19 protein-coding genes are annotated in these 18,096 nt (G+C 61.1%); 17 read left to right on the top strand and 2 right to left on the bottom strand.

The annotated features are described in order from the left end of the window. Positions 1-175: 175 nt before the first annotated feature. The 16 genes from nac (at position 176) to speB (ending at position 14,470) form a co-directional block, all read left to right on the top strand. Positions 176-1,120: a nitrogen assimilation transcriptional regulator NAC gene (nac, locus tag GNZ12_RS10470; protein WP_172310276.1), complete on the top strand. Its 945-nt coding sequence runs from the start codon at positions 176-178 to the stop codon at positions 1,118-1,120. Between the two features lie 224 nt (positions 1,121-1,344). Then, positions 1,345-1,851 (top strand): acetyl-CoA carboxylase biotin carboxyl carrier protein, encoded by a 507-nt coding sequence (accB, locus tag GNZ12_RS10465; RefSeq protein ID WP_172310275.1) that lies wholly within the window; start codon positions 1,345-1,347, stop codon positions 1,849-1,851. 5 nt (positions 1,852-1,856) lie between these two features. Further along, a complete protein-coding gene (gene accC / locus GNZ12_RS10460) occupies positions 1,857-3,209 on the top strand; it encodes an acetyl-CoA carboxylase biotin carboxylase subunit (RefSeq protein WP_172310274.1) in 1,353 nt (450 codons plus the stop codon). An 83-nt stretch (positions 3,210-3,292) separates the two neighbouring features. Beyond that, the gene (gene pxpB / locus GNZ12_RS10455; protein ID WP_235993674.1) at positions 3,293-3,964 is read left to right on the top strand and encodes a 5-oxoprolinase subunit PxpB; all 672 of its coding nucleotides are present in this window, start codon (positions 3,293-3,295) and stop codon (positions 3,962-3,964) included. Continuing rightward, a complete protein-coding gene (locus tag GNZ12_RS10450) occupies positions 3,961-4,989 on the top strand; it encodes a 5-oxoprolinase subunit C family protein (RefSeq protein ID WP_172310272.1) in 1,029 nt (342 codons plus the stop codon). The genes pxpB and GNZ12_RS10450 overlap by 4 nt, the downstream gene beginning before the upstream one ends. 3 nt (positions 4,990-4,992) lie before the next feature. Continuing rightward, positions 4,993-5,460, top strand: coding sequence for an acetyl-CoA carboxylase biotin carboxyl carrier protein (locus GNZ12_RS10445; RefSeq protein WP_172310271.1), 468 nt, complete (start codon positions 4,993-4,995; stop codon positions 5,458-5,460). An 85-nt stretch (positions 5,461-5,545) separates the two neighbouring features. Continuing rightward, positions 5,546-6,313: a LamB/YcsF family protein gene (locus GNZ12_RS10440; RefSeq protein WP_172310270.1), complete on the top strand. Its 768-nt coding sequence runs from the start codon at positions 5,546-5,548 to the stop codon at positions 6,311-6,313. A 178-nt stretch (positions 6,314-6,491) separates the two neighbouring features. Next, a complete protein-coding gene (locus GNZ12_RS10435; RefSeq protein ID WP_172310269.1) occupies positions 6,492-7,250 on the top strand; it encodes an SDR family oxidoreductase in 759 nt (252 codons plus the stop codon). Positions 7,251-7,323: 73 nt separating this feature from the next. Next, complete coding sequence (locus GNZ12_RS10430) at positions 7,324-8,334, top strand: 2-hydroxyacid dehydrogenase (protein WP_172310268.1); 1,011 nt, start codon at positions 7,324-7,326, stop codon at positions 8,332-8,334. 334 nt (positions 8,335-8,668) lie between these two features. Beyond that, entirely contained in the window at positions 8,669-9,370 is a 702-nt protein-coding gene (locus tag GNZ12_RS10425; protein WP_172310267.1) for an amino acid ABC transporter permease, read from the top strand. Position 9,371: 1 nt separating this feature from the next. Beyond that, positions 9,372-10,121: an amino acid ABC transporter permease gene (locus GNZ12_RS10420; RefSeq protein WP_172310266.1), complete on the top strand. Its 750-nt coding sequence runs from the start codon at positions 9,372-9,374 to the stop codon at positions 10,119-10,121. 27 nt (positions 10,122-10,148) lie between these two features. Continuing rightward, on the top strand, positions 10,149-10,877 hold the full coding sequence (locus tag GNZ12_RS10415; RefSeq protein WP_172310265.1) for an amino acid ABC transporter ATP-binding protein: 729 nt from the start codon (positions 10,149-10,151) through the stop codon (positions 10,875-10,877). A 96-nt stretch (positions 10,878-10,973) separates the two neighbouring features. Then, positions 10,974-11,822, top strand: a complete 849-nt coding sequence (locus tag GNZ12_RS10410; protein ID WP_172310264.1) for a transporter substrate-binding domain-containing protein — start codon at positions 10,974-10,976, stop codon at positions 11,820-11,822. A gap of 113 nt (positions 11,823-11,935) precedes the next feature. Beyond that, positions 11,936-12,475 carry a gluconokinase gene (locus GNZ12_RS10405; RefSeq protein WP_328805978.1) on the top strand — a complete coding sequence of 180 codons (540 nt, stop codon included), beginning with the start codon at positions 11,936-11,938 and terminating at the stop codon, positions 12,473-12,475. A gap of 19 nt (positions 12,476-12,494) precedes the next feature. Continuing rightward, positions 12,495-13,250 (top strand): glucose 1-dehydrogenase, encoded by a 756-nt coding sequence (locus tag GNZ12_RS10400; protein WP_172310286.1) that lies wholly within the window; start codon positions 12,495-12,497, stop codon positions 13,248-13,250. Between the two features lie 242 nt (positions 13,251-13,492). Continuing rightward, the gene (gene speB, locus GNZ12_RS10395) at positions 13,493-14,470 is read left to right on the top strand and encodes an agmatinase (RefSeq protein WP_172310263.1); all 978 of its coding nucleotides are present in this window, start codon (positions 13,493-13,495) and stop codon (positions 14,468-14,470) included. A gap of 78 nt (positions 14,471-14,548) precedes the next feature. Here the strand turns inward: speB and GNZ12_RS10390 are convergent, their stop codons facing one another. Next, positions 14,549-15,472, bottom strand: coding sequence for a LysR family transcriptional regulator (locus GNZ12_RS10390; protein WP_172310262.1), 924 nt, complete (start codon positions 15,470-15,472; stop codon positions 14,549-14,551). A 228-nt stretch (positions 15,473-15,700) separates the two neighbouring features. Here GNZ12_RS10390 and GNZ12_RS10385 point away from each other — a divergent pair, with 228 nt between their 5' ends. Beyond that, positions 15,701-16,843 (top strand): branched-chain amino acid ABC transporter substrate-binding protein, encoded by a 1,143-nt coding sequence (locus GNZ12_RS10385; RefSeq protein WP_172310261.1) that lies wholly within the window; start codon positions 15,701-15,703, stop codon positions 16,841-16,843. Positions 16,844-16,897: 54 nt separating this feature from the next. Here the strand turns inward: GNZ12_RS10385 and GNZ12_RS10380 are convergent, their stop codons facing one another. Beyond that, the gene (locus GNZ12_RS10380) at positions 16,898-17,824 is read right to left on the bottom strand and encodes a LysR family transcriptional regulator (protein ID WP_172310260.1); all 927 of its coding nucleotides are present in this window, start codon (positions 17,822-17,824) and stop codon (positions 16,898-16,900) included. Between the last annotated feature and the right edge of the window lie 272 nt (positions 17,825-18,096).

The raw sequence follows: 18,096 nt of genomic DNA, 5'->3' as shown, positions 1-18,096 counted from the left end.
ACACGACGGTACGCGTGCGCGTCCGACTTTTACCGACCGAGGTCCATGCGGGAATACGCTGACACAAGGCCTTTGTCGCGTTGTCACAGGGAGAGGACGGTTTTTTAAGCACTGTGCGGCGGGCGGCGCTTGCCCTATTATTGTTGCCATCCCTTAACGTTGAGACGCGACTACCGTGAACCTGCGGCGTTTGAAGTACTTCGTGAAGATCGTCGATATCGGCAGCCTGACGCAGGCCGCCGAAGTGCTTCATATCGCCCAGCCGGCGCTGAGCCAGCAGTTGATCACGCTCGAAGACGAGTTCCAGCAACAGTTGCTCGTGCGTACCAAGCGCGGCGTCACGGCCACCGAGGCGGGCGCGACGCTGTATCGCCACGCCCAGCTGATCCTGCGCCAGTACGAACAGGCTCAGGCCGACGTCAAGAGCGCCGGCCAGACGCTGTCGGGCCAGGTTTCGGTGGGGCTGGCGCCCGGCACGGGCGCGTCGGCGCTGTCGTTACCGCTGTTGCGTACCGTGCGTGCCCGGCATCCGGACATCCTGCTCTACATCAACGAGAATTTCGGCACGACGCTCAGCGAGCTGATCATGAACGGGCGGATGGACATGGCCGTGCTGTATGGCGACAAGCCCGTACACGGCCTGTCGTTCCAGCTTCTGATGAACGAGGAACTGTTCCTCGTGGCGCCGCGCAGCATGGGGATCACGCAGGAGCAGATCGCCGTGACGGAGTTGCGCGACGTGCCTTTGCTGCTGCCGCGTCCGTACAACTATCTGCGCAAGTACGTCGACGAAGGATTCGCGCGCGTACAGATGATCCCCAAGGTCGTGGCCGAAATCGAATCCGCGTCGACGTTGTCGGCGGCGGTGAGCGCGGGGATCGGTGCGACCATCCTGCCCGATTCCACCGCACGGGTCGTGGCCGCGGCGGGCGACGTCGTGCAATGCCGTATCGTGTCACCCGTCATCAAGATTCCTCTTTCGGTCTGTCTGTCCGACCATTTGCCGCTTTCCGAGCCCGCTGCGGCCGTCAAGGACATCCTGCTGGAACTGGCAGGCGACCTTGCGCTCGACGTGCGCTTCGAGTCCGGCGCCGATAGCGCCGATAGCGCCGATACATAAGCGCGCCTTATCGCTACAAAGCCAAACCGTCTTGGCGCAATTTTTATGCGCCAGATACATTGAGTCCATCGTCGATCGCCCCGGTTCGCAGTGAGCCGGGGCGACGAGGCTAGCCGTCATGTGGGCGAGACAACCGGAGATTGAATCGGGTTGCCGTCCAGCCCCAGCGGTGCTTCGCGCACGCCAATCGACCGGCGCGCGTCCAACCGGCTACGGACTCAAAGATGGATCTCCAGAAGATAAAGGCGCTGATCGACCTGTTGGCGGACTCTCCGCTGGCCAAGCTCGAAGTCATCGAGGGCGAGGAACGGGTCAAGCTTGTGAAGGCGAAACGGCGCGGCAAGCGGGCCGATGCGCCGTCGGGCGCTGAACGTCCAGCCACGACGTCCGCCCCCGACGCCCAAGGCGCTCAAGGGGCTCAATCGCCGCTCGCCGTGCCGACGCAAGCCGTCGATGCAACCCGTGCAGCTTCTACAGCCTCCGCAACCGCAAGTGAGCCGCAACTCGTTCGTGCGCCCATGTTCGGCATCGTTCATCTGACGCCGGCGCCCGGCGAGGCGCCATTCGTGAACCTCGGTGACACGATCGCGGAAGGGCAGGCGCTCTGCACGATCGAGGCAATGAAGATGTTCAACGCGATCGAGTCCGAGTTCAGCGGCGTCGTTCTGGAGATTCTTGTGGCTCCGGGCAGCGAAGTGGAATTCGGGCAGCCGCTCTTTCGGATCGGTTGATCGACATGTTCAACAAGGTACTGATTGCCAACCGCGGCGAGATCGCGCTTCGAATCCAGCGCGCATGCCGTGAATTAGGGCTTAAAACCGTCGCCGTCCACTCCGAGGCCGACGCCGATGCACGATATGTGCGGCTCGCCGACGAGGCGCTGTGCATCGGTCCTGCCGCCCCTGGGCAGAGTTATCTGAACCGGGCCGCGATCCTGTTCGCGGCGCACGTGAGCGGCGCGCAGGCGATTCATCCCGGCTACGGTTTTCTGTCGGAAAACGCGGATTTTGCCGCGCAGGTCGAGGCGGCGGGCATGGCCTTCATCGGCCCCGAACCCGACTCCATCCGGACCATGGGCGACAAGGTCGCCGCCAAACGAGCGATGCGTGCGGCCGGCGTGCCCTGTGTGCCGGGCCCGGACGGCGGTCTGCCGGACGACCCCAAGGAAATCCTCCGGGTCGCGCAGGAGATCGGCTATCCGGTCATCGTCAAAGCGGCAGGTGGCGGTGGCGGGCGGGGCATGCGAGTCGTGCCAGGTCCCGAGCAGTTGCTCGAAGCCGTGTCGGTGACGCGCGAGGAAGCACGCCGCGCCTTCGGCAAGCCCGAGCTGTATGTCGAAAAGTTTCTCGAGCATCCGCGTCACGTCGAAATTCAGGTCTTGTGCGATACGCACGGCAATGCTCTGTGGCTCGGTTCGCGGGACTGTTCGCTGCAACGGCGTCATCAGAAGGTGCTGGAAGAGGCGCCCGCACCCGGCATCGACCCGGGGTTGATACGGCAAGTGGGCGAGCGTTGCGTCGAGGCCTGCCGGCAGACGAATTATCGCGGCGCGGGCACCTTCGAATTTCTGTTCGAGAACGGCCAGTTCTACTTCATCGAAATGAACACGCGGCTGCAGGTCGAGCATCCCGTGACGGAGATGACGTCGGGCGTCGACATCGTGCGGGAACAGATCCGCATCGCCCAGGGACACGCGTTGACCCTGCGTCAGTCGGACATTCGCACGCTGGGTCATTCTCTGGAGTGCCGGATCAACGCGGAGGACCCATTCACCTTCGTCCCTTGTCCGGGGAAGATTTCCGCTTGGGAACTGCCGGGCGGCAACGGTGTACGGGTGGATTCGCATATGAGCAGCGGCACTGTCGTGCCGCCGTATTACGACTCGCTGATCGCCAAGGTGATCACCCACGGCGCAACCCGTGAAGAGGCGCTGGCGCGCATGCGCATTGCGCTCTCGGAGATGCGCATCGAAGGTATTCGCACCAACGTGCCACTGCATCAGGCCATGCTCGAGGACGAGGGATTCGGTGATGGCGGGGTGGATATTCATCACCTGGAGCGCTGGCTCGCAAAGAGGAAACACACATGACGCTGACCGTTGAGCATGCGTCGATCGCGCACCCGGACGTAGTCGAACGGCTACGACCGGATTCACAGAGGACCGTCCTTTCAATGAAACAGGATGAATCGCAGCAGCCGCTTTGCATCAGCATGCTGGGTACGACGGCCATGCTGTTCGAAGCACCGGGCGCACTCGATCTGCGTACGCAGCGCCGCGTCTGGACGCTCGCCCGCGAGGTCGAATCATGGCCGGGCGTGCGTGAGGCGGTGCCGGGCGTGACCAATCTGATGCTGACGTTTTCCACGCCGCCCGCGGATCCGGGCGCGCTCGGCGCTGCATTGCGCGATGCGTGGGCCGCGGCGAGCGAGTTGCAGATCGAAGGGAAGGTGGTGGAGTTGCCGGTTGAATATGGCGGCGAGTTCGGGCCGCATCTGCAGGACGTGGTGAATCACACCGGGTTGTCTGTCGATGAGGTCGTGCAATTGCACTGCGCGCCGCTCTACACGGTCTACGCGCTCGGTAGCCATCCAGGGTACTGCTATCTGGGCGGAATGGACCCGCGCATCGCTACGCCGCGGCGCAAGGTGCCGGTGCTCGGGCTGCCTGGCGGCGCGGTGTCGATCGGCGGGGTGCAAACCGGGGTCTCGGCCTCGGCGGGACCGAGTGGCTGGAACACCATCGGCCATACGTCGATGTCGTTCTTCGACCCCACGCGTGATAACCCGGCCACGCTCGCACCCGGCGACATGATCCGTTTTCGCGTCGAGAGGATTTTCCTATGATCGAGATCTTGTCTTCGTCCGCGCTCGCGACGGTGCAGGACCAGGGGCGTGAAGGGTATCTGCGTTACGGCGTCGGCACGGCCGGCGCGATGGATCGGTTGGCGCTCGCGGTCGGCAATCTGCTGCTCGGCAATCCAGACGACGCGGCCGGCATTGAAATTCCGATGTTTCCCTTCCGTATCCGTTTCCTCGAAGACCTTGCGTTCGCCATCACCGGCGCCGACTGTTCGGTGCGGCTGGGCGACCGGCCGGTGCTGCCGTGGTGGACCGTGCAGGCGAAACAGGGCGACGTGCTGACGATCGGCGTGCCGACCAGCGGCACACGCTGCTACTTGTCGCTTGCGGGGGGCGTGGACGTGCCGGTGGTGCTGGGTTCGCGAAGCACGCAATTACGCGGCCAGTTCGGCGGATACAACGGTCGTCAGTTGCAGAAAGGCGATGTGGTGAAAGCGGTGGGGTTGGTGGACCAGACAGGCCCGGCCGCGCTGCGAGATCCGCTGCAAGATCCTACGCTCGCCGCGGGTTTCGGCACCGTGCCGCCTGAGTACTCGTTGCCGGCTCCGTTATCGCTTCCCGCAGCCGAAGCGGGCGAAACCGTGGTGCGCGTGCTGCCCGCAGCGGAATACGACTGCTACGAACCGGAATCGCTGGCTGCGTTCTGGCGCGACGGGTGGAAAGTGACGCCTCAAAGCGATCGCTACGGCTATCGCCTCGCCGGTCCGACCTTGATCGCGACGCATACGATCGAAAAGCGCTCGCATGGGATCGTGCCCGGTGTGATCCAGGTGCCGCATAGCGGGCAGCCGATCATTCAGCTTCGGGATGCGCAGCCGTCGGGCGGCTATCCGAAGATCGGCACGGTGATCGAAGCGGATTTGTGGCGGCTCGCGCAGGCGCGTATTGGTACGAAGATTCGCTTTGTTCAGACGACGTATACGGAAGCCGTCACCGCACTGGAAGAACTGGACAGTTATCTCGTCAAGGTGCGCAATCTCGTTGCGCTATTTCGTCCTTCCCGACACTGACACATGACACAAAAAATCGAAGTGGATATCGGCGAGCTTCGGCAAATCACGTCGTGGCTGGCAGCGGCCGATATCGAGTTCATCGAAATCAGCAGGCCCGGGGCGACGGTTCGGTTGACGATGGAGCAGGCATCTTGCTCCGAAGGCGTGGATGCGTCGGTGCAGGCGGCTCTGCCCGTAGCTCGTGCTGGACAAGCGGGCGCGCCGGAAACGTCACTGAACGAGCAGGCCGTCAGCGTTACCGCGAAGTCGGCCGGCATCTTTCTGACCACGCATCCGGCGCGTTCAACGCCGTTGGTCAACGAAGGCGCGCACGTCAAAGTGGGTGACGTCGTCGGTTTGCTGCAGATTGCGCAGTTGTGCGTTCCCGTGGTTGCGTCGGCGGACGGTGTGGTCATGAAACTACGCGTCGCGCACGGCACGACGGTCGGCTACGGAACGCGCTTGCTTGAGCTCTCGCCGTCGGCGTAGACGCATATCGACAGACAGCAGATGAGCTGGTGTGGTCCGCCGCGGATTACCCAGCGCAGACCGCTTAAAGAACGGAGAGTGGATTGTGGAAATCGACCTGAACGCGGACCTGGGCGAAGGCTTCGGGCCATATCGTATGGGCGAGGACGAAGCGATGCTCGATATCGTCTCATCCGCCAATGTTGCGTGCGGCTATCACGCGGGCGACCCGGTCATCATGGACAAGACGGTGCGGATGGCATTGGCGCGCCAGATCGATGTCGGCGCACACGTCGGCTTTCCCGACCTGATGGGCTTCGGCCGGCGGCAGATTCAGGCGGACCCGCTTGAACTGGCGAATTACGTGGTGTATCAGATGGGCGCGCTTGCGGGCATCGCGAAGGCGGCGGGACATCGCGTCACGCACATGAGTTTTCACGGCGCGCTGGGCAACATGGCTGCAGCGTCGTATGAACTGGCCGAGCCGCTCGTGCGGGCGGTCGCCGAATTCGACCGCGATCTGATCATCAGCGTGTCCACGAACACGGAGATCGAACGGGCCGCCGACCACATTGGGATCCGTACCGCGAACACGTTTCTCGCCGACCGTGCCTACGACGATCAGGGCGCGCTAGTGTCGCGCAAGCTGGAGGGCGCGGTCATCAAGGACCGCACTGCCGTGCTCGCACGTGTCAAGGAATTGCTCGAAGAAGGCACGATCACGACGATCACGGGCAGCAAGCTCAAGGTCGCGGTCCAGTCGATCCTGCTGCACGGCGATACGCCCGGCGCTGTCGAACTCGCGCGCACGGTGCGCGGCGTGATCGAATCGGCGGGCGGCCGGGTCGTGCCCGTGTCGAAGCTCGTACGTTAGGCGCTCATCGGACAGCCCTGATACGGCGCCAGGCCGGCCTTCCGTTCAACCATAAGCCAGTCTTATCACGACAAAGCCAATCCGTCTTTGCCCCACGTTTTCACGGCGTATACATTGGTAACAGGCTTATCGCACGCCTCAAAGGGCGACAGTTCAGAAAGATAGATAGAGGTTATTCATGCCGTTTTCAGACTATAAGACCGCGCTGGTGACAGGCGCTTCGACCGGGATGGGGGCTGCGATCGTTGAGCGCTTCTGCCGTGAAGGACTCGAAGTGCATGCGCTCGCCCGCAACGCCGATCGTCTGAATGAGCTGGCGGAGCGAACCGGTTGCATCCCGCACGCGATCGACGTGTGCGATCTGGCGGCCATTACGAAGCTGACGCAGGACGTGCCGTTCGATATCGTCGTGAACAACGCCGGCGTATCGCGCAAAGGCTCGATACTGGACGCCGGCGTCGAAGACATCGACGTGCAGGTGGAAGTCAATCTGCAAGCCGTTCTGCATATCGTGCGGCTCACCATGCCGGGCATGGTTGCCCGCGATCGCGGTCATATCGTCAACATCAGTTCGATCGCGGCGATCTACAACTTCAACGGCAACTCGATTTATCACGCGACGAAGGCCGGCATCCATGCGTTGTCGCGCCAGTTGCGCGTGGACGCGACCGGCAGGCGTGTCCGCGTGACGGAGATCTGTCCGGGCCGGGTCGCCACCGATATTTTTGGCCACGTGCATGGCGACATCGAGGCGGCGCGCAAGCAGTTTATCGATGGCTTCGAGTTGCCACTGCCGTCCGATATTGCCGATGCCATTGCCTTTGCGATTGCCGCGCCGCTCGCGGTCAACATCAGCAACATGGAAATTCTGCCCACGCTGCAGGTACCGGGCGGGCTGACGACGATCAAACGCGACCCGGCCGACCACGACGAATAAGGCCAGGCATGTCGCCGACTCTTGCGCGACGTCCGCGCGAGATTATCACCAGAGACCAACAAGGAGGTTCTCCATGCGTGCATCGGTACTGGTTACCCGTGCGTCGTTTCCGGATATCGTCGATCGCTTGCGTGCGAACTTCGACGTGACCGACAACCCAGAAGACACGATCTGGACGCAACCGGAGCTGATTGCCCGGTTGCAAGGGAAGGTGGGAGCCATGACGGCGGGCAGCGACCGGATCGACGCGACCTTGCTCGACGCTTGCCCGCAGTTGAAAGCGGTATGCAACATCGGCGTGGGCTACAACAACGTCGACGTGGAAGCCTGTACCGCACGTGGCGTGCTGGTGACGAATACGCCGGACGTCCTCACCGATACCACCGCCGATTTCGGCTTCGCGCTGATGATGGCAACGGCGCGGCGCATCACCGAGTCGGAACACTTTCTGCGCGCTGGCGAATGGATCAAGACCGGGCGTTACGACATGTTCGTCGGCAGCGACGTGCATGGTTCGACGCTCGGCATTCTCGGCATGGGGCGCATCGGTCAGGCGATCGCGCGGCGCGGCGCGTTCGGCTTCGGTATGCGCGTGATTTATCACAATCGCTCGCAACTGGCGCCGGATGTCGAGGAGGGCTGCCGGGCGCGCTATGTCGACAAGGAAACGCTGCTGCGCGAGTCGGATCATCTGATCGTCGTGGTGCCTTACTCGGCCAGCTCGCACCATGCGATCGGCGCGGCTGAGCTCAAGCAGATGAAATCGTCGGCCACGCTGACCAACATCGCACGCGGCGGCGTGGTGGACGACGCTGCGCTCGCGGTAGCGCTCCACGAAGGCAGCATCGCAGCGGCCGGTCTGGACGTCTTCGAAGGCGAGCCGGTGATCTGCCCGGCGCTTCTTGCGCAAAAGAATGTGGTGCTGACGCCGCATATCGGCAGCGCGTCCGTCAGCACACGCCGTGCGATGGCGGCGCTCTGTGCAGACAATTTGATTGCCGCCTTGGGGCACGGGGCATCGGCGGGCAAGCCGCCCACGCCGGTGAACCCGCAGGTGCTGACTCGCCCGACAGCCACTGCCTGAGCGATGACCGGCGCAGCATGCTGCGCCGGAGTTGTTTCACAAAAGTGGGCGCTCCGATCGAGGAGCGCGCCAACCGATGAGGCGCCCGCAGAGGTGCTACATACTGGAGACAAACACCATGCAGAACCACGTCTGTTCCGTTGCCGGAAGCCATCCCGAGCCATCATTCCCGAAACTTATTGCACCAGAAGAAAGGCCTCTGCAACAGCCTTTTTTTGCGAGCTAGTATCAATTCAACGGAGGTCGACGGCGACTTCCGGCGGGATAACGATGGTGCCGCAGGTCGAGTCAGACCGGGACCATTGCTTCGATCCGAATCATTGGGACGTGCAACATGAAACTTCACTTTGACCTGGCGACGGTGCTGCGAGGCGACTATGGGGCGCTGTTTCTCCATGGGATCGAGCTCACCCTCGCGATGGCTGCGCTGGCGTGGATTCTCTCGCTGGTCGTGGGCATTCTTCTCACGCTGATCCGCCTGACCAACAATCGTCTCGCGACGGCCTTCGTCAAGGCGTTCGTGGCCTACCACCGCAATGTGCCGATGCTGGTCCAGATCCTGTTCTGGTACTTCGGCATTTCGAACATCTTGCCGGACTCGGTGCAGACACTGCTGAACCAGTACAACGGCCAGTTCATTTTTGCGGTCGTGGCGATCGGGCTGTGCAGTGCGGCCTATCTCTCCGAAGATATTCGCAGCGGATTGCGTGCGATTCCCTACGGACAGTACGAAGCTTCACGTGCGCTGGGTCTGAACTTCCTGAACGGCATGCGTTTCGTCGTTCTTCCGCAAGCGTTGCGCAATGCCATTCCGCCGATGGTCAATCACGCGGTCTTGCTGTTCAAGAACACGAGTCTCGCGATGGCGATCGGCGCGGCGGAGCTGACGTATGTCACCCGTCAGATCGAGAACGAAACCTTCCTGTCGTTCGAGTCGTACTTTGTCGCCACGGTGGTGTATCTCGGCCTCTCCCTCGTCATCATGCTGGGCGGCGCCAAAATCGCGATGCACTACCGCATTCCGGGAGTGAAGTGACATGTTCGACATCCTGCGCGACAACTGGACACTGCTGCTCATCGGGCAGTATCCGCATGGCCCGCTAGGCGGCATCGTGCTGACGATACTGCTGTCGCTTTCAGCGCTCGTCATCGCATTTCCCTTGGGGATCCTGGTTGCACTGGCCCGCATCAGTCCTTTCCGGTTTCTGCGGGCCCCGGCCACCGGTCTTGTCTATATGGTGCGGGGTATTCCGCTCCTGATGGTGATCTTCTGGGTGTACTTTCTCGTGCCTGTTCTGACCGGCTATCCGGTCACCGGGTTTGTCACGATGCTGTGCGCGCTCGTCATCTATGACTCGGCCTATCTCGGGGAAATTATCCGTGCGGGCATCGAGGGGCTGCCGAAAGGGCAGGCCGAAGCCTCACGAGCGCTCGGCATGAGCTACATGAAGACCATGCGCGCGGTCATCTTGCCGCAGGCGCTTTACAACGTGGTGCCGAGCATGGTCACGCAGTTCGTATCGACGATCAAGGAGACCTCGCTGGGTTACATCATCAACGTGCAGGAAATCTCCTTCGCGGCGGATCAGATCAACAACCGGCTGTTGACGAAGCCTTTTCCCGTGTACCTGATTCTCGCCATGAGCTACTTCGCCCTGTGTTACGCGCTGACGCAGCTTGCGCAGTATCTGGAGCGGCGCGTGACGCGCAAGCGGGCCGGTGCCGCATCGAAGACCCAGAAGGCGGGCGCCGTAGCGCTAACCGATCCGCTGCCCACCGAGAACTAGGCGCTCAATCACTTCGAGGTATTTCGCATGATCAAGTTTTCCGGCGTCAACAAATGGTACGGCGAATATCACGCTCTCGTGGACGTGAACGCCGAGGTTCGCAAAGGCGAAGTCGTGGTGGTCTGCGGACCATCCGGATCGGGTAAGTCGACATTGATTCGCACCGTCAACCGGCTCGAGGAGATCAACCGTGGGGAGATCTTTTTCGACGGTCAAAACATTCATGACAAGAAGCTGGGTCTGAATGCTTACCGCAGCCGTGTCGGTTTCGTGTTTCAGCAATTCAATCTGTTTCCGCATCTGTCGGTGCTCGACAACATTACGCTTTCACCGATGCGCGTGAACGGCCTCAAGCGCGCGGAAGCGGAACGCAAAGCGGCAGATTTGCTCTCGCGCGTCGGTCTGTCGAACAAGGCCAGTGCGTATCCTCCGCAACTCTCGGGTGGTCAGCAGCAGCGCGTTGCGATTGCGCGAGCGCTGGCAATGAATCCGCCGGCGATGTTGTTCGACGAACCCACCAGCGCGCTCGACCCGGAGATGGTTGGCGAAGTGCTGAACGTGATGAAGAGCCTCGCGCAGGAAGGCATGACGATGATGTGCGTCACGCATGAGATGGGATTTGCCCGTGAGGTTGCCGACCGCGTCTGGTTTATGGATGCAGGGAAGATTCTTGAAACAGCGGAGCCGGAGGAGTTCTTTTTGCGCCCGAAACACGAACGGGCGCAGAGATTCCTGTCCGATCTTCGCACGCATTGAGGCAAGCAGGCGGTATCGCCTTCGCGAGTCAGATTTGGATTGACCACCTTTGATCGGCAGTCGATTGCTTTACACATAAACTTCAGGAGCATCACGATGCAGGTAAAGAAGATTTTTGCGGGGATGTTGGTCCTTGGCGGTACGGTTGCATCGATTGCTCCGGCTCATGCTGATCAATTGGCCGATATCAAGAGTCGCGGCGAGTTGAGCTGCGGTGTGTATTCGAACGTCGAGCCTTTCTCGTATCCCAATGCGCAGACGCGGCAGCTCGAGGGTATGGATGTGGACCTGTGCAACGCGGTGGCAAAACAGTTGGGCGTGAAGGCGAAGCTCGAACCGTTGGCAGTGGAGGCGCGGATTCCGCAATTGAAGCTGGGGCGCGTCGACATTGTGGTTGCAAACCTGGCCTACACCAAAACTCGCGCGACGCAGATTGCCTTTAGCGACTCGTACTATTCCACCAAGGAAGTGCTTGTCGTGAAGAAGGCCGACGCGGGCAAGAAACTGACCGATTTCACGGGCCAGAAAATCAGTGCCGCCGACGGTTCGACGTCCGCGCAGTCGATTCCAATTTCGATCAAAGATGGCCAGGCGGTGACCTTTCACGATACTAGCTCGGCGTTTCTCGCACTCGAGCAGAACAAGGTCAAAGGCTTCGTCACCAATCAGATGACCGCCACGAAGATTGCGAAGCAGGTGGACGGCACAGACGGCGCGGTGGCGATTGCGGCGGAGCCGATGCTGATCGAGCCGATCGGGGTGGGCTTGCGCCAGAACGAGCCTGGCATGCTGGGCGCGGTGAACAAGGCCTTGGCGACGATGGAGCAGAGCGGCGAGATGAGCACGATCTTCAACAAGTGGCTCGGACCGAAGACGCCGTATGGCCTGACCCGGACCGATAAGGTCACGCCGATCAGCCAACTCAAGTTCACGCCGGTGTCCTGAAGAGGAAAGTTTGTGAGGTAGCGGTACGCTTTTATTTGCGCACCGCTACCGGTTGAATGGCCGATGCGATTCCGTAGATCGCGTGCCGGGACAACGTGGCAGGATTGTGCAACGTGATACATAAAATAGTGGTGATGGGCGTGTCGGGCTCGGGTAAGTCGACACTTGCGCGCGAGTTGGCCGTGGCGCTGGAGGGCGTTTTCATCGAGGGGGACGAGCATCACTCGGCGGAAAGCCGCGACAAGATGTGCCGGGGGATCGCGTTGTGCGACAGTGACCGGGAGCCGTGGCTGGACCGCCTTGCCGAGCGGATGCATGATATGCGTGGGACGGCCGTGCTGTCCTGTTCCGCGTTGAGACGTAGCTATCGCGAGCGCATGCGCGCGCGTGTCGCCGGTCTGAGATTTGTATTTCTCGACATCAACTTGTCCGCCGCGGTTGCACGAGTTTCTGGACGGCTTGATCATGAGTTCCCAGCGACACTGGTTGCGGATCAATTCGCGACGCTCGAGTCGCCTGTCGGTGAAGCCGATGTGCTCCATCTTTCTGCATCGCAGGACAGCGCGTGCAGTGTGAGAGCGGTCATGCAATGGCTGAGCGCGCCGGATGGTGCTGAATCGAAGTCGGACGAATTAGAGTCGAAGAGGAGTTAAGTTGAACAACAATCTGAAGATGTTTGATCTGTCGGGGCGTCGTGCTCTGGTCACTGGGTCGAGTACCGGTATTGGCTTTGCGCTCGCCAAAGGATTGGCCGGCGCCGGCGCTGAAGTCATTCTGAATGGTCGCAACGCGGCCAGGCTGGCGGAGGCCGTCAGCCGTTTGCGCGATGAGGGCGCGACCGTTCATGCCGCAAGTTTCGACGTGACGTCGCCCGCTGAGGTCGAAGCGGCGATCGCCGATATCGAGCGCGAAATCGGTGCGATCGACATTCTCGTCAACAACGCGGGCATGCAGCGTCGTGCGCCGCTCGAACAGTTTTCCCATGCTCAATGGGAAGAGCTGATGAAGACCAACGTCGACAGCGTGTTCCTGGTCGGCCAGGCGGTGGCGCGGCACATGATTGCTCGCAAGCGCGGGAAGATCGTCAACATCTGTTCGGTGCAAAGCGAACTGGGCCGTCCCAACATCGCGGCTTACACCGCGAGCAAAGGCGCGGTGAAGATGCTGACGAAGGGGATGGCGATCGACTGGGGGCAGCACGGAATTCAGGTTAACGGCCTGGGGCCGGGTTACTTCAAGACGGAGCTGACCGAGGCGCTCGTCAAGGACGAAACGTTCAGCAATTGGCTGATCGGACGCACGCCATCACGGCGTTGGGGCGATGTGGAAGATCTTGTCGGCGCCGCTGTGTTCCTGGCGAGTGACGCTTCGAACTTTGTGAATGGCCACATTCTTTATGTGGATGGTGGAGTGACTGCCACGCTGTAGATTGTGAATCAGGTTGTGACGAGAGCATGCGACTGATCCAATCACGGCCTGACTGCCTCTGAACATTGCTTCGGAATCTCCCGAAGTGCATTTCTCATGTTTGGCATTTTTCCGTTGAATTTGTTTGCCTAGACTCCGTTTCAGATAAACCGCTGGCCCGTCACAACGGGCGTTGCTGCAGCGAGGACGGCAGCAGCGCGTGCGCCGCACCTATCTGAACCCATAACAGGACGGAGATAAGCATGTCTGAAAACAGCTACGAAACGGGTCGCCTCAATTTGCCGTTTGTTGGAATCTGCACGTTCGCGAAGTCTCCGTTGTGTCTTGACTGGGACAAGATCGACGCGGACGTCGCGGTGATGGGCGCTCCCTTCGACTGCGGTACGCAATGGCGGGCAGGCGCGAGGTTCGGCCCGCGTTCGATTCGCGATGCGTCGACCCTGTTTTCGTTCGGCCATGGCGGCGCATACGATTTCGAAGACGACGTCGTCTACTTGCCGAGCAACGAAGTTCGGATCGTCGATATCGGCGACGCGGACATGGTGCACACCAACACGGAGAAGAGTCACGCAAATATCGAGTACGGCGTGCGCAAGATCCTGGCGGCGGGCGCGTTGCCGGTGGTGATGGGCGGCGATCACTCGATCAACATTCCGTGCATCAATGCGTTCGAAGGTCAGGAGCCGTTTCATATCGTCCATATCGACGCCCACCTTGATTTCGTCGACGAGCGTCACGGTGTGCGTTACGGCCATGGCAATCCGTTGCGTCGTGCAGCGGAGAAAAGCGTGGTGTCGGGCATGACGCAGATCGGCATCCGCAACGTGTCGTCTACCGCACGCGAAGGATACGCACAGGCGCGCGAGATGGGCTCGGACATCATCTCGGTGCGCGACCTGCGGCGCCTCGGCATTCAGGGCGTTCTGGACCGTATCCCTAAGGGCGTGCGTTACTACCTGACGATCGATATCGACGGTTTCGATCCGTCGATCGCGCCGGGCACGGGCACGCCGAGCCACGGCGGCCTGCTCTATTACGAAGGACTCGAATTGTTCGCCGGCCTCGCCGAGCAGGGTGACGTGATCGGCATCGATCTCGTGGAAGTCGCGCCGGACTACGACCATTCCGGTTCGACTTCGATTCTGGCGGCGCAATTGCTGCTGAACACGATCGGCCGCGTGATGCATCAACGCAAGGTCAAACGAAATCTCACCCGCTAAACGGGGTTCTTTTGCGCCACGCGAACGCGATTGCCGGTCAGCCGTATCGTGGACCGCAATCGCGTAACGCGGCGGTCGCTATTTGCTGCTTCGTGTGGCGCGGCTCACTTGCTTGGCCGCAACCCGCAACTGGTTGCAAAAGGCCTGCACCACCCGCGCCGATTCGCCGCCCTTGCGCGTGATGATCTGAAAGTCCAGATGTGTCACATAGTGCTCGGGATCGATGCGGGTCAACAGACCATCGTCTACCCAAGGCTGCGCGTAGTGGGGTGGTAGAAAGCCGATGTAGTTGCCCGACAGGATCAGCATGGCGCGGCCTTCGACGTTGTCGACCGAGGCCGCGGCCTGCGGCATGCGCAACAGCTTGAGCTCCTGGTTGCCGAGATACGCGCGGGCAGCGAGCCGCTGTTTGCTGAGTACCGCAACGGGCACGCGCCCGCTTGCCCGCTCATACAGCGGATGGGTCGACGCGCAGTAAAGCCGCTGTTCCTCGCGATAGAGCGGCACGTAGTCGAGGCCGGGAATCCGCGCGGGAAACGGCCCCACGGCGAGATGCAGGCGACCGTCCAGCACGTGCTGCTCCATGCTCCCCGGTGTGTCGATCTGCACGTGCAGGCGGACTTCGGGCGCCATCTGGCCGAACTCGCGAATCGCAGCCGGCAGCGGCGAGTATTTGTCGGTCAAGGTTGCTTCAATCATGCCGAAGCGCAATACGCCAGAGAGCTGATTGCGCAACGCGCCGGCTTCCATATGAAACGTGTCGACGGCACCGAGCAGACGTTGCGCGGCGGCGTGCAGCTCCGTGCCTTCTTCTGTGAGGCGAAAACCCGCGCGTCCGCGTTCACACAAGCGCAGCCCGAGGCGGGTCTCCAGTTGCGACATGTATTCGCTGATGCTCGATGCACCAATGTTGAGAATCGGTTGCGCCGCGGCGAAACCGCCGCATCGCACGATGGTTTCGAAGATCCGCAACAGCTTGAGATCCGTGTCCTGAACTTGCATCGTGCCGCCTCTCGATTACTTCGGGAATTACCGAAATGTGTTTCATCAATGGTGCATTTTATTGGGGAATTTGGCTACACAGAATTGCTGTCAACCCCACTGCCCAACGTTCGGCGAAGGCATACGGACAGTGCGGCCCCAAAGCGAAGTTTTCTGTGCCGAAGCGCAACGCGTTCGCCACTTCCGGCGGCAGGGCGATCTGGCATGTCACGATGTGAGGAGAGCACGATGAAAAAGCCGTACGCAGGTGCAAGCTGGTTGGCAGCAGTCGCTTTGAGCATGGTGCCGGTGGGCGCGACGGCGGCAGAGCAGGTGGTCAAAATCGGGTTGACCGGACCCTTGACCGGTCCACAGGCCGCCATCGGCAAGGACGACGAAAACGGCGTCAGGATGGCGATCGAGCGTCTGAATGCCCAGGGGCTTGTGATCGGCGGCCAGAAAACCCGTTTCGAACTGGTCTCGCAGGATGACGCCGCCGATCCGCGTACCGGCATGACGGTTGCGCAAAGCCTGGTCGACGCCAACGTGAAGGTCATCTTCGGGCCGTTCAATTCGGGGGTCGCGATTCCGATTTCAAACCTGGTGAACGTGTCGGGAATCGTGATGGCGACCGTCGCGTCGAATCCATCGATCACGCAACACGGCTATCCGTTCGTGTTCCGCATCTCCGCCAGTGATACGCAACTCGGCAGCCGCATGGGTGAATTTGCGGCCAAGGTGCTGAAGGTCAAGCGCATCGCGGTGATTGACGATCGCACTGCATATGGCCAGGGCGTCGCCGATGAATTCATCAACGCCGCTAAAGCCAATGGCATCGAGATCGTCGATCGGGAATATACGACCGACAAGGCGACCGACTTCGTCTCGATCCTCACTCACGTCAAGGGCACGAACGCGGAAGGGATTTTCTATGGCGGTTACTATGCGCAAGCCGGTGCGCTGCGCAAACAGATGAAGCGCCTCGCGATGAACGGCTATCTCCTTGGCGGTGACGCCATGTGCAATGCCGAACTGGCGAAACTCGGCGGCGATGCGGTCGATACACGTGTGTATTGCCCGCAAGGCGGCCCCGTACTCGATCAGACACCCGAGGGCCGTCAGTTCAAGGCGGACTATAAGCAACGCTTTCATACCGACCCGTTGACCTACAGCGCGGCCTTGTACGATGGTGTGAATATCGTGGCGCAGGCAATGCAGAAAGCCAATTCGATCGAACCGGCCCAGTATCGTGCTGCGCTCGCCGGCATCGATTCTCACGGTGTTTCAGGGCACTACCGGTTTGACAGGAATCGCGATCTGACGGACTCGCCAATCACGATTTATACCTATCGAAATGGCGAGCCCACGCCGCTGGCGTCCACGCAGCCCTAAGCTCATGTCGCGCAACCATGGCGAAGGGTCGCGCCGCATGACACTGCGGCAGCCCTATGCCATGGGTGCCGTCCGCTGAACCATACGGTAGCTTTCCATCAGGTCGATCATGAAGACCTGCAGGATGGTAGGCGGCGCGGCGGCCCGCCGCGTGATCGCGCAAAATGGCCAATGCGAGCCGAGCTGCTCCGGACAGATCTGATGCATCTCGTCGCGCGCGACCCAACGGGCAGCGTAGTGAATCGGCAGAAATCCGATGTAAGCGCCCGATAAAATAAGGATGGCCTGCGCCTCGATATTGTCGACGGTTGCTGCGGCTTTGCTCACTTTGAGCATTCGTAGGTCGTGCTGCTGCAGATACCCTCGCGCTACTACACGGCTGGACGCGATAGCCTCGTCGAGCGCGGCGTCGCCAGGCAATTGGCCGGCGAGTGCGTGGTCCTTCCCGCAATATAGGCCGTCCGGTTCGCAATACAGGTCGGTGTAGGTCAGCCCCGGCACGTGAAGCGGAAAATGCCCGACTGCGATATGCAGCCGGCCATCCAACACACGCTCTTCCAGTTCGGCGGGCGTGCCGACGTAGACATCCAGATGCACGTCGTGCCCTCTCGACACGAACGCTTGCAGCGCCTGCGGGAGCGGCGAGGCCGAGTCGGTCACCGTGTTGTCAATGATGCCGAGGTACAGCTTTCCTGAGACGTGCTTTTTTAGCGCATCCGTATCCACACAGAAGCTCTCTACCGCCACTTGCAGCCGCTGCGCCGCCTCGAAAGTGGCTACGCCGTGTTCGGTGAGGCGAAATCCGCTCCGCCCCCGCTCGCAAAGCTTGAGCCCCAGCCGCGTTTCGAGCGTCGTCATTTGTTCGCTGATTGTCGACTGGCTAACGTTCAGGGTCGCCTGGGCAGCGGAAAATCCGCCGCACCGTACCACCGTCATGAAAACCCTCAGTAGCTTGAGGTCCACGTCCTGCAACTGGATCACGGTCGTTGCTCTCCTTGTGCCGCTTGCTTCGGTATGCCCGATATGAACATCTGATTCACGTGATTTTTAGCCCCGGCCTTGTCGTCCATAGTCTCTCAAAACACCGCGCTGCCACAAGCCGCGTTTATATCGATGGACCCCTTGACCGTTTGTGAGCAGATGACGCTCCCGGCGATCCCCGGAGGTCGTCGTCAAGCGGTTGCAGGATCAGGTGCACCGACGCGCACGAATCTGGCCCATGAGAGGCCGACTAGCAGTCAATCCGTAAGATG

It is taken from the genome of Paraburkholderia solitsugae (assembly GCF_013177695.1).
Classification (GTDB): Bacteria; Pseudomonadota; Gammaproteobacteria; order Burkholderiales; family Burkholderiaceae; genus Paraburkholderia; species Paraburkholderia solitsugae.
Note: the sequence above shows the minus strand (reverse complement) of the source record. Positions and strands in the feature narration are given on the sequence as shown.

Coding starts and splice junctions, on each gene's coding strand:
- accB (WP_172310275.1), top strand. CDS start 1,345: ATGGATCTCCAGAAGATAAAGGCGCTGATCGACCTGTTGGCGGACTCT.
- accC (WP_172310274.1), top strand. CDS start 1,857: ATGTTCAACAAGGTACTGATTGCCAACCGCGGCGAGATCGCGCTTCGA.
- pxpB (WP_235993674.1), top strand. CDS start 3,293: ATGAAACAGGATGAATCGCAGCAGCCGCTTTGCATCAGCATGCTGGGT.
- GNZ12_RS10450 (WP_172310272.1), top strand. CDS start 3,961: ATGATCGAGATCTTGTCTTCGTCCGCGCTCGCGACGGTGCAGGACCAG.
- GNZ12_RS10445 (WP_172310271.1), top strand. CDS start 4,993: ATGACACAAAAAATCGAAGTGGATATCGGCGAGCTTCGGCAAATCACG.
- GNZ12_RS10435 (WP_172310269.1), top strand. CDS start 6,492: ATGCCGTTTTCAGACTATAAGACCGCGCTGGTGACAGGCGCTTCGACC.
- GNZ12_RS10430 (WP_172310268.1), top strand. CDS start 7,324: ATGCGTGCATCGGTACTGGTTACCCGTGCGTCGTTTCCGGATATCGTC.
- GNZ12_RS10425 (WP_172310267.1), top strand. CDS start 8,669: ATGAAACTTCACTTTGACCTGGCGACGGTGCTGCGAGGCGACTATGGG.
- GNZ12_RS10420 (WP_172310266.1), top strand. CDS start 9,372: ATGTTCGACATCCTGCGCGACAACTGGACACTGCTGCTCATCGGGCAG.
- GNZ12_RS10415 (WP_172310265.1), top strand. CDS start 10,149: ATGATCAAGTTTTCCGGCGTCAACAAATGGTACGGCGAATATCACGCT.
- GNZ12_RS10410 (WP_172310264.1), top strand. CDS start 10,974: ATGCAGGTAAAGAAGATTTTTGCGGGGATGTTGGTCCTTGGCGGTACG.
- GNZ12_RS10400 (WP_172310286.1), top strand. CDS start 12,495: ATGTTTGATCTGTCGGGGCGTCGTGCTCTGGTCACTGGGTCGAGTACC.
- speB (WP_172310263.1), top strand. CDS start 13,493: ATGTCTGAAAACAGCTACGAAACGGGTCGCCTCAATTTGCCGTTTGTT.
- GNZ12_RS10390 (WP_172310262.1), bottom strand. CDS start 15,472: ATGCAAGTTCAGGACACGGATCTCAAGCTGTTGCGGATCTTCGAAACC.
- GNZ12_RS10385 (WP_172310261.1), top strand. CDS start 15,701: ATGAAAAAGCCGTACGCAGGTGCAAGCTGGTTGGCAGCAGTCGCTTTG.